Below are 10,393 nucleotides of genomic sequence, written 5' to 3'. Positions count from 1 at the left end.
TGGCTCATGGGCTTATTGTAGTTCATCCAGACTTTTGGCCGGCAAACCTATATGGAGGAGGGCTTTCCTCTCGACACCAAGCCTGCGGCTATGGTGCGGGTCTCCAGCCCGAAAATTTAGTGACGAGGGGGCAGAGGTAAGGCCGAGGGTTGGGCAACGGTCAAATCAGGGAAAGGGGGAGCTGAGGTTTTGCTTTCCCCGTCGTGCAGCAACACATATAAAGCAAACACATATAAAGCAAGGGATCACCAACGACGTCAACGGCAAGGCAATCTCGAATGAGCTACGGACTTCTACAGCACTTCCCTTTGCCTCTCTTCATCGCTGGAGCCCTTCCGAGTTCAGCCGCCTAGCTAAGCTTTTGAATAGGATCGATACGGGGATCCAAGATTTTCTGTTGACCGATAGCGGGGAACCTCACCGCAATCGTGACCCGTTCACCACTGCCGAACACATGGGTAATCTGGCCTTGTCCGAATTGGGGATGTTGCAAACGATCTCCAATCGCCCACTGTTCTGAACGGCTTTGGCGGCGATTGGGCCTGGCCTTGGGTGCATCTGAAAGGGACAGTCCACTGCCGTGGGAAAGCTGTCGAGAAGGGGCTCCGCGCCTGTCGGACTCGATCAACTCTTGAGGTAGCTCACTTAAAAATACGGAAGGAATGGCCGGTTCTCGGTTGCCGTAGAGCATCCTTTCCCTGGCGTGGCTGATATACAACTGCTCACGGGCACGGGTAATGCCCACGTAGCAAAGGCGTCGCTCTTCTTCCAAAGCAGCGGGATCCTCCAAAGCCCGGAAATTGGGAAATAGACCCTGTTCCACCCCCACCAAGAACACAACAGGAAACTCCAAACCTTTGGAAGAGTGCAACGTCATTAGCGAAACTTTCTCAGCGCCTTCCTGAAGGTTGTCCAAGTCGGAAGCCAAAGACACATTGCTCAAAAAAGCCTCAAGGCTGGGATCCTCCTGTTCTTCCTCGAATTGGCGGGCGGCATTGTAAAGTTCCATCACGTTGGCCGCTCTTTCTTCGGCTTCGTCTGTACCCTGTGCCTTGAGATCCTCCAAATAGCCGGAATCCCTTAGCAACCCTTCGATAAGGGTGGCGGCTGAGGTTTGAGAAGCCTGTCGATGCCAATGCTGAATCAACTGAGCAAACTGAATGACAGGCTTAGCCGAACGGCCCGCCAAGCTACTTACAGAGGTTTCATCGCTGAGAATTTCCCACAAAGGCACGTTGAGAGCCGCCGCCGCTTCGGTCAGCTTGTCCAGAGTAGATTTGCCGATGCCACGGCGCGGCACGTTAATAATTCGCAGCAGGCTAAAGGAGTCGGCAGGGTTAGCCACAACCCGTAAATAGGCTAGGACATCCTTAATTTCTTTGCGGTCGTAAAATCGCAGTCCGCCCACCACGGTGTAAGGGATCCCCCACCGCAGCAAGACCTCTTCAAAAGGACGGGATTGAGCGTTGGTGCGGTAGAGAATGGCAAAATCTCCCCAGGAGAAAGCATTGGCATTTTGGCCGTGTAATCGTCGGATGGTATTGACGACAAACTCGGCCTCTGCAATCTCATCATCCGCCTGATGAAGAAGAATCGGATTTCCTTGCTGACGGGTTGGCCTGAGAACTTTATCAATGCGCTCTGTATTTTTCTCGATGAGAGCGTTAGCTGCCTGCAGAATGGTAGCTGTAGAGCGATAGTTCTCCTCCAGCTTGATCATGGTGCGGGTATCATCGTCCGGGAGACCATCTCCAAAGGTCTCTTGAAACTCCAGCAAAATGGTAAAATCTGCCCCGCGAAACCGATAGATGCTTTGATCGGCATCTCCCACCACAAAGATCGATCGGTTTCTCCAATCCAACCGAGATCTGCAGGTCTCGCCGTTGGTGGCCAACAGACGAATCAACTCATACTGAGTGCGGTTGGTGTCTTGGTATTCATCCACCAAAATGTGTCGAAATCGTTGGTGCCAGTAAGCCAACACCTGCTCGTTTTGTCGAAAAAGCTGCACCGGTATCCAAATCAAGTTATCAAAGTCCAGAGCATTGTTGGCTGCCAGTTGGTCTTCATAGATTTCGTAAACTTGGGCAATGGTACGGCCACGGAAGTTGGGCTGATTGCGCTCCAGGTCGGCAGGAGTCCAACCTTGGTTTTTGGCATTGCTAATGGCGTAGCGTACCGACCTTGGGTCAAACTTGCGCTCATCCAAGTTCAGTTGCTTGGTTACAATCTCCTTCACCAGGGATTGGGCATCTGATTCATCGAAAATCGAGAAGTTGCGAGTCCACTTTCGCCCCTTGGGATCCTGATATTTTTCAATATCTATGCGCAGGATCTGGGCAAATAAGCTGTGGAAAGTGCCGATCCAAAGGGGTTTAATCAGCCGATGGTAAACGCTGGATTTCAGCCGGGTGACTTGGGCTGGCTCCAATTGCTCCAGCGGGATCCCAAATTGTTCTTGAGCTTCTTGTTCGGCAAAGAGCTGCTCAATGCGCTCTTTCATCTCACGGGCGGCCTTGTTGGTGAAGGTCACGGCCAAAATTTCTCCTGGATCCACCCGATAGTGGCGAACCAGGTAGGCAATGCGGTGGGTGAGGGCGCGCGTCTTGCCGGAACCTGCCCCGGCAACCACCAGCAGCGGGCCACAAAAGTGTTGCACCGCTTGGCGCTGAGAAGGGTTGAGGACATCCAGCAAAGAGGCGTGAGTCATGGCCAGCAAACCAGAAACTGCCTTCCATTATGGGCACCAACCCAATGGGGATGAGAAGCCCAGAGGGCATTTTGGAGCACCAAAGATGAAGATCGGTTAAGATTTGGCCGGCCCGCTCCAGAGCTCCCCGCCATGAACCGAGTGCTGTCCTGCTGCTGTGCCCCGGCTAACCGCTGCTGGCTTTGCGTTCAAAAGAGACTTGTGGCTTTGGGGTTTGCCACCCTTGCCCTGCTTTCTCAAGGTGCGTTCGATCCCGCCCAAGCTGGCAACTGCCCCAGCAACGGCAACCCCAAAACATCTCTTGACCTCAAGGTGGAAAGCGTTTCTGGGGATCGGCTTGACCTAAGTCGGTATGAGGGCATTCAAGCGTTGATCTTGACCAACAGCCAAACCCGCTCGCAATCGGAAGCCCTCTCCAAAAGTTTGGCCCTGGAGTTTGGGCAAAACCCTCGGCTGCGCCAGATCGTGCTGGTGGATGGCAGGGGGCTGCTGCTGGTGCGCCACTTGGTTTTGCAGGCCATCCGGGAGAGTGTACCGACGGATCCCCGCCTGGTTTCTCCGTTTGTGTATGTCTCGGTCGATTTTGAGGGAGCAACCATCCAGAAGCTGCAAGAAATAGCCGCTGCAGCTTTGCCTGGGATCAATTTTCGCCGCCAGGCTGTTTTGTTGCTGTTGGACGGCCAGGGAACTCTTCTGAGCGGATTTGCCGACTTGGAGCAATCCAACCTCAGCATTCGCCGGTGCATTCGCACCCTCATGGGATAGTCCCACTTCCCTTTCACACCGGCAACGCCTCTCCTCTGCTGCTCTGGCCCAAGCCATTAAACTGGTCATACCGGTCATGTTGAAGCTTGAAGTCAACCATTCGAACGACGGTTCACTGTTTACGGGATCCCATGCGCCGCCAGCTCAAAATCTTGAACCAAATCCTCGATTACAAGCTTGCCAACTTGCGGCTGTTTGGCCGAGCCGAGCTGAAGGGGCCTGTTCTCAACGTGCTGCTGGAACGGCTGCCGGGCGATGTGGTGGATACCCTGCAGGTGATGGAGGTGGTGCGCAATGCAGTGGAGGCCTCTCTGCTGCAAGGGTTGCGCAAGGTCAACGTTTACCTTTGGTGCCGCGGACAAACTGAAGAAGCGCCGGAGTGGAGCGAAAGCTTTGCTGTAGAGCCATTGGTCTTGGCCCACCCCAAGGAGCTCCGAAGCCTTGCTTTCAACTATCGACAAGACTATCCCGGCATGCGGGTGCTGTTTTTCTGCCTGGGCCTTTGTCTGGGCGGCTTTTACCTGTTGGGGGGCTGGGAGCAGACAGGTTGGATCGATTGGATCCCCGTAGGACTGGCCTTCGCCTTGGGGGTGATCTTCCCCTGGCTCAAACGCTCCCTCAGCCAGTTTGTACACCCTCTATTTCTCCGCCTTGGCCTGGGGTTGGGCTTGGTCTTGTTGGGCCTGGCGTTGGCGCTGATCTGGCGGCAGGGCTGGAGCGTTGCCTATGGGATCCTCGGCCTCCTGGCCATCCTCTTGTTGGGTCTGGGAGCCTAGTTCTCAACCGGCAGTGGTGCCGCTGAAGACGTGTAGGGCAGGGCCGGTCATCCACACGTGCTGTGTGCTCGGATCCCAGCGAATTTCCAGATTTCCTCCCGGCAGTTCTACTGTAGCTTGCGATTCTGCGCGCTCCTCCAAAACAGCAGCCACCAAAACAGCACAGGCACCCGTCCCACAGGCCAGCGTTGCCCCTGCTCCCCGTTCCCAAACCCGCAAGCGCAAACGAGTCGGGCTGAGCACCTGCACAAATTCGGTGTTGGTGCGCTCAGGAAAGGCCGGATGATGCTCAAACAGGGGGCCCACAGCTGCCAAGTCCAGCTCCTCCAGGGATCCCTCTTCTTCCAGGAAGACCACACAATGGGGGTTGCCCATGCTCACCGCCGTCACCCGCCACTCTCGCCCGGCCACTGCAAGCGGCTGCCGAATGACCTTCTCATCCGGTTCGACCAAGGTGGTGGGGATCTGCTTGGCCAAAAGGCGAGGGATCCCCATGTCCACTGTGACCAGCCCATCTGCCCGCACCTGCGGCACGATCCGTCCCGCCAAGGTGTGGATCTGGTAAGCGCCATCCCGACCTGGGATCCCCAAGTCCTGCAGAAAGCGGGCCAAACAGCGGATCCCATTGCCACACATCTCCGCCTCGGAACCGTCGCTGTTGAAGAGGCGCATGCTGAAATCTGCCCCCTCCTGCCCCGGCAGCAGGAAGATAACCCCATCGGCTCCCACCCCAAAGCGGCGATTGCAAAGGGCAACGGCCTCTTGCGGGCTCAAGCAGGGCTGAGACTGCCGGCGGTTGTCCACCAAGATAAAATCGTTCCCCAACCCCTGGTACTTGTGAAAGGAGAGACGGGGGGTCAACCGAGCAGACATTTACCCAGATATCCCAACGACAGGCCTTAATCCTCGTGCATCTCGTAGGGATCCTGCAAGTCCTTGGAAGGGGGGCCAAAGGCCGTGTAGATGGCAAACGCAGTGATGCAGATGGTAACTGCCGCAATCGCCACAATTAGGGAAAAGGTGGGTTCCATATCTAAGTCTGAGTCCTCAGATCCTGAGAGCGTTCGACTACAGTATTACACAAGTTTACAATTCATTGCTCAAGGCAAAAGGGGTTGGCCAGATTCTGATAGCGTGATTTTAATGGGGTGGCTGTCTGGGCGGTGCCGAGCACCAAGGATCCACCGCCCGGGTTGGTCATCTTCGACTTCATCAATGTGTTCTGTTCCTAACTTACTGCGAGAACCTATGGCCATTCGTACCAGACTGGGCGATCTGCTGCGTCCCCTCAACTCGGAATACGGTAAAGTAGCTCCCGGCTGGGGCACCACGCCCCTGATGGCGGTCTTCATGGCCCTATTTGCCGTCTTTTTGTTGATTATCCTGCAGATCTACAACAAGTCGCTGCTTTTGGAAGACATCAACGTTTCTTGGGAGAGCCTCAGCTTCTGAGTTCCCCAGCCCTACTCTGGGGAAAGTCCCTGTCCCGCCAAAGAGCTGCCCAGCGGGAGCAGGATAGTTTCCGTCATCTCCTAAGCCGATGCCTTCAGGGTGCTGGCTCCAGGCGCAGCAGGGATCCATTCGGGGCGTCCGTCAACAGGTAAAGGAGTCCATCCGGCCCCTGCCGCACATCGCGAATGCGGCCCACCGCCCCTTCCAGCAGGCGCTCTTCCGCCACCACCCGCTCTCCATCCAGTACCAAGCGCGCCAGGTGTTGCCCGGCCAGCGCCCCCACAAATAGGTTGCCCCGCCATTCGGGGAAAGCCTCCCCTGTGTAGAAAGTCATGCCGGAAGGGGCAATTGAGGGTGTCCAGTGCAGCAGGGGCGAAGCCAATCCAGGAGCTGCCGCCAGTCCTTGGCCGATAGGTTCCCCCGTATATTCTCGACCGTGGGTGATCAAGGGCCAGCCGTAGTTGACGCCGGGGGCCAAGATGTTGATCTCGTCTCCACCCTGGGGCCCATGCTCGTGGGACCAAATTGCCCCTGTTTCAGGGTGGCGGGCCATTCCCTGAATGTTGCGGTGGCCATAGGTAAAAGTTTCCGGCAAAGCCCCTGCTTGGCCGACAAATGGGTTGTCCGCCGGGATCCCTCCTGAATCAGTGACGCGCAACACCTTGCCGGCAGCATCCCCCAGATCCTGGGCCCGATGCCGCTCTCCGCGGTCGCCGGTGCTGATGTAGAGAAATCCCTGTTCATCAAAGGCCAGGCGGGAGCCAAAGTGCTGTTGAGCGGGGGTCTTGCGCTCCATGTCGAAAATCACCTCCAGATCCTGGAGTCCCTTCTCCCCCAAGCGGGCCCGCGCCACTCGGGTTCCCCCGCCGCCCGGCCCAGGAGCGGCATAGGACAGGTAAATCCAGCCGTTCTCCGCGTAATTAGGGTGCAAGGCAATGTCCAGCAGGCCCCCCTGTCCGCGGGCAAATACTTCTGGCACACCGGCTATGGGCTGGGGATCCAACCCCTGGTCGGTAACCCGGCGCAGCCGGCCTGGTCGTTCGGTTACCACGATTGTCCCATCTGGCAGAAAGGCCATCCCCCAAGGGTGCTCCAAACCCTGGGCCAAAGTAACCACCCGAAACGCTTGCTCCGTTCTGGCCCTGGGCAAGGCTTGGGTATGATCCCCCTGTTGCAGGGTCATCACCATCTCCGGGCTGACCGGGTAGGCCGCCACGACAGCGGGGACGGACAACCCTCCCAAAAGCAGTAGCGCGGAGAGAAGTTTGCTCACCGGGATCCTCATGGCCATTGCCGCCTCGTTTTCGCGATGGATTCTGGGGTCTGAGCTAGTCGATTATTACTGCTGCTCTTCTGGAGATGGGTACCGATGAGGGTAAAACCCACTGCGGACCAGAGTGGGCAACCCCCTGTCCCCTCCCGGCCATAGGCTAGCCTTGAGAGCAGCAATCTGTCTCCAAAGCATGCTGGAACCTGGCGAGATCTTGGGACTCGATCCCGCGGGCGCGAACGGCCAATCCCCCGCCCGCCCGCCCCAAAGGCCAACCTGCGGATCCCTGCAGCAGCTCCAGCCCCACTCCAGAGGGATCCACCTCATCTGTGCCCAGGGCCGCTGGTCTATGCAGGTGCTCACCCCCCGTCTGTTTCGGCTGCGCTTTAGCCCCAGCGGAGCGTTTTTGCCCCGTCGTTCCTGGGATGTGGCTCCAGCCGATGAAGAGTGGCCGCCGGCTCCCTTTGAACTGCAGGAAAGCTCCACCCAAATCCACCTGTCCACCTCCCAGGTGCAAGTTCAGATCGATCGGGATCCCCTCCGGTTCAGTTTTCAAGACTCTCAAGGGCAAGAGTTTTGCGCCGATGTCTCCTCTGGGCTTACCTGGGGATCCGATAGCATCCGCCTGGTCAAACACCTCCACCCTGCCGAGCACATCTATGGCCTAGGGGAACGGGCGGGGCTACTCAACAAACGGGGTCGGCGCTACAGCCACTGGACTCGCGACTGCTGGAACTACGACGCCCACAGCGACAATCTCTACCAGGCCATTCCCTTCGCCCTGTTTCTTCGCCCCAACCTCTGCTACGGGCTCTTCCTGCACTGCACCCACTGGAGCCAGTTCGACCTGGGCCAGATCGATCCCGAGCAGTGGGCCATCGAGGTGCGCGCCCCCGAGCTGGATTACTACCTGATCTACGGCCCCACCCCGGCCTTGGTGCTCGAGACCTACACCCAACTCACTGGGCGGCCTCCCCTTCCTCCCCTCTGGGCCTTGGGCTACCAACAGTGCCGCTGGAGCTACGCCAGCGCCGCTCAGGTTCAAACCGTTGCGCAGCAATTTCGCCAGCGGCAGATCCCCTGCGACGTCATTTACTTGGATATCGACTACATGCGCGGCTACCGCGTCTTCACCTGGGATCCCCGCCGCTTCCCCGAACCGGCCCGGCTCATGGCCCAACTCCACGAGGCTGGCTTCCGGGTGGTAGCCATTGTGGATCCCGGCGTCAAGTTCGAGCCCGAAGCCGACTACGCCGTCTTCGACGAGGGCTTGGCCCAGGATTTCTTTATCCGCCGCGCCGACGGCCACCTCTTCCATGGCTACGTTTGGCCAGGCAAAGTCCTCTTTCCCGACTTCTTGCGCCCCGGAGTGCGGCAGTGGTGGGGATCCTGGCAACGGGTTCTCACCCAAGCCGGTGTGGATGGCATCTGGAACGACATGAACGAGCCGGCCCTCAACGACCGCCCCTTTGGAGACGGCGGCCAGATCGTCGATATCCCCCTCGATGCCCCCCAAGGCCCACCCGACGAACCCACCACCCACGCCGAAGTTCACAACCTGTACGGCCTGCTGATGACACGCGCTTCCCGTGAAGGCTTGGAACAGCTCAACCCCAACCGGCGCCCCTTCGTGCTGACTCGCTCCGGCTTTGCTGGGATCCAGCGCTGGGCTGCCGTCTGGACAGGCGACAACCAATCCTCCTGGGAACACCTGGAGATGTCCCTGCCCATGCTCCTAAACCTGGGCCTGTCGGGAGTTAGCTTTGTCGGCGCGGACATCGGCGGCTTCGGTGGCAATGCCACTCCCGAGCTGTTTGCCCGTTGGATGCAAATGGGAATTCTTTACCCCCTCATGCGCGGCCACAGCGCCCTGGGCACCCGCCCCCACGAGCCCTGGAGCTTTGGCCTCGAAGTGGAAACCATCTGCCGGCAGGCCATTCAGTTGCGTTACCAGCTGCTGCCCTACCTCTACAGCCTCTTTTGGGAGTCCAGCCAAACCGGATCCCCCATCTTGCGCCCCCTTCTCTACGAGTTTCCCGACGATCCGCAAACCTACGAGATCTCAGATCAAGCCATGCTGGGATCCGCCCTCCTAGCTGCCCCTGTGGTTCGGCCTGGCGTGCGGTGCCGCGCTGTTTACCTACCCCAGGGCACTTGGTTTGATTGGTGGACAGGTCAGGCCCACACCGGCCCCCGCTACATTCTCGTCCCTGCCCCTCTCGAACAACTGCCGCTGTTTGTGCGGGGTGGCTCCGTTCTGCCTTTAGCTCCCCCCTGCCCGTCCACCGCCCACCTGCGCCGTGACCAACCGCACCTCAAACTCTACCCCGGCAACGGCAGCTTCACCCTCTACGAAGACGACGGGGAAACCCTCGCCCATCGAGCAGGAGCCTGGGCCACCACCCTCTTCCGCTTGCGACAGCAAAATGGCCAGCTCATTCTGGAGATCGAGGCCCGCCAGGGCAACTGGAGCCCGCCCCAGCGTAGCTGGCTTCTGGAGCCCCTTGGCCACACTCCCCTCTCCCTGCCGGACACCGGACAGCCGCAACGGGTTCTCTGGCCCACCCCAGAGGATCCCCCGTTTAGGTGACATACTCCCATCACTGACCCTACAGGTACAGCGTGGGCTTCTCGCTTCATCGGGGAGCTGCTGCAAGAACCCTCTGCGAGCAGACACGGGATGCCCCACCGCGTAGTTGCACCAGATTCCGGCAACGCCGTTTTGTACAACCATGTTGATTATAGTACAGAATATATCCGCCTTTCATCCCGACCCTCCTGCTGTTGCAGAGAGTGCGGGGCTTCCCGGCGAGCTAGCTAATCGCCCTCACGGCCTCCAGCAGCTCCCGGTTGTCTCGCTTGAACAAGGGCAGCCACTCCACATGCTGGTAGCGTAGGATCCCTTGGCTATCCACCAAAAAATAGGCCCGCCGCGTCCCCAGCAGGCTGTCCACCCCGTACTGCTGGCTCACGGTTCTGTCCACATCGCTCAGCAAAGGAAACTCCAGCTTAAGCTGCTCGGCAAAGGCTTGGTGCCTGGAGAGGGGATCGCTGCTGATCCCCAAGATCTCGCAGCCCGCGGCCCGGAAAGCTTCCCAATCCTCCCGAAAGCAACGCATCTCGCTCGTGCATACCGGGGAAAAATCCGCCGGGTAAAAGGCCAGCAACACCTTGCTCTTGCCCCGGTAGGCCGCCAGTGAAATCTGGGCTCCCTTTTGGATCCCTTTCCCCACCGCAGGCAAGCTAAAGTCAGGAGCAACAGCCCCAATCACAATCCCCATAGACCCGTCTAACCCAATCTGAGCTCACTTCAACAGTCTAACGGTGGATCCGGATCCCTTCTGGCTTCAAAAAATTTTGGGTTGGATATCTTGACGGGGTGGTGGGGGTGGGGATAGGGTAGTAAAGCGCCACAAGGCC

At 58.4% G+C, this 10,393-nt stretch carries 9 protein-coding genes; 4 read left to right on the top strand and 5 right to left on the bottom strand.

Annotated elements, in window-relative coordinates:
- Positions 1 to 349: 349 nt before the first annotated feature.
- A complete protein-coding gene (gene pcrA, locus NW840_RS02735; RefSeq protein WP_414342262.1) occupies positions 350 to 2,710 on the bottom strand; it encodes a DNA helicase PcrA in 2,361 nt (786 codons plus the stop codon).
- A 201-nt stretch (positions 2,711 to 2,911) separates the two neighbouring features.
- Here pcrA and NW840_RS02730 point away from each other — a divergent pair, with 201 nt between their 5' ends.
- Positions 2,912 to 3,475 carry a hypothetical protein gene (locus NW840_RS02730; RefSeq protein WP_414342261.1) on the top strand — a complete coding sequence of 188 codons (564 nt, stop codon included), beginning with the start codon at positions 2,912 to 2,914 and terminating at the stop codon, positions 3,473 to 3,475.
- Positions 3,476 to 3,561: 86 nt separating this feature from the next.
- Complete coding sequence (locus tag NW840_RS02725) at positions 3,562 to 4,251, top strand: hypothetical protein (protein WP_414342260.1); 690 nt, start codon at positions 3,562 to 3,564, stop codon at positions 4,249 to 4,251.
- A gap of 3 nt (positions 4,252 to 4,254) precedes the next feature.
- Here NW840_RS02725 and dapF read toward each other — a convergent pair whose 3' ends face one another.
- Together dapF and psbN are read right to left on the bottom strand one after the other, a co-directional pair.
- Positions 4,255 to 5,124, bottom strand: a complete 870-nt coding sequence (dapF, locus tag NW840_RS02720; RefSeq protein ID WP_414342259.1) for a diaminopimelate epimerase — start codon at positions 5,122 to 5,124, stop codon at positions 4,255 to 4,257.
- Positions 5,125 to 5,150: 26 nt separating this feature from the next.
- Positions 5,151 to 5,282 (bottom strand): photosystem II reaction center protein PsbN, encoded by a 132-nt coding sequence (psbN, locus tag NW840_RS02715; protein WP_011432995.1) that lies wholly within the window; start codon positions 5,280 to 5,282, stop codon positions 5,151 to 5,153.
- A 217-nt stretch (positions 5,283 to 5,499) separates the two neighbouring features.
- On the opposite strand from psbN, the gene psbH reads away from it, so the two are divergent.
- Entirely contained in the window at positions 5,500 to 5,703 is a 204-nt protein-coding gene (gene psbH, locus NW840_RS02710) for a photosystem II reaction center phosphoprotein PsbH (RefSeq protein WP_011432996.1), read from the top strand.
- A 94-nt stretch (positions 5,704 to 5,797) separates the two neighbouring features.
- On the opposite strand, the gene NW840_RS02705 is transcribed toward psbH, so the two are convergent.
- A complete protein-coding gene (locus NW840_RS02705) occupies positions 5,798 to 6,937 on the bottom strand; it encodes a PQQ-dependent sugar dehydrogenase (RefSeq protein ID WP_414342257.1) in 1,140 nt (379 codons plus the stop codon).
- 229 nt (positions 6,938 to 7,166) lie between these two features.
- Here NW840_RS02705 and NW840_RS02700 point away from each other — a divergent pair, with 229 nt between their 5' ends.
- Positions 7,167 to 9,563 (top strand): glycoside hydrolase family 31 protein, encoded by a 2,397-nt coding sequence (locus NW840_RS02700; protein WP_414342255.1) that lies wholly within the window; start codon positions 7,167 to 7,169, stop codon positions 9,561 to 9,563.
- 223 nt (positions 9,564 to 9,786) lie between these two features.
- On the opposite strand, the gene NW840_RS02695 is transcribed toward NW840_RS02700, so the two are convergent.
- A complete protein-coding gene (locus NW840_RS02695; protein WP_011432999.1) occupies positions 9,787 to 10,254 on the bottom strand; it encodes a peroxiredoxin family protein in 468 nt (155 codons plus the stop codon).
- Positions 10,255 to 10,393: the final 139 nt, after the last annotated feature.

Source organism: Synechococcus sp. R5-13 (genome assembly GCF_047462015.1).
Classification (GTDB): Bacteria; Cyanobacteriota; Cyanobacteriia; order Thermostichales; family Thermostichaceae; genus Thermostichus.
This window is presented reverse-complemented; position numbering and strand designations above follow the sequence as displayed.

What these genes read in the sequence shown, in the direction of transcription:
- pcrA (WP_414342262.1), bottom strand. Translation starts at nt 2,710, where the DNA reads ATGACTCACGCCTCTTTGCTGGATGTCCTCAACCCTTCTCAGCGCCAA.
- dapF (WP_414342259.1), bottom strand. Translation starts at nt 5,124, where the DNA reads ATGTCTGCTCGGTTGACCCCCCGTCTCTCCTTTCACAAGTACCAGGGG.
- psbN (WP_011432995.1), bottom strand. Translation starts at nt 5,282, where the DNA reads ATGGAACCCACCTTTTCCCTAATTGTGGCGATTGCGGCAGTTACCATC.
- psbH (WP_011432996.1), top strand. Translation starts at nt 5,500, where the DNA reads ATGGCCATTCGTACCAGACTGGGCGATCTGCTGCGTCCCCTCAACTCG.
- NW840_RS02700 (WP_414342255.1), top strand. Translation starts at nt 7,167, where the DNA reads ATGCTGGAACCTGGCGAGATCTTGGGACTCGATCCCGCGGGCGCGAAC.
- NW840_RS02695 (WP_011432999.1), bottom strand. Translation starts at nt 10,254, where the DNA reads ATGGGGATTGTGATTGGGGCTGTTGCTCCTGACTTTAGCTTGCCTGCG.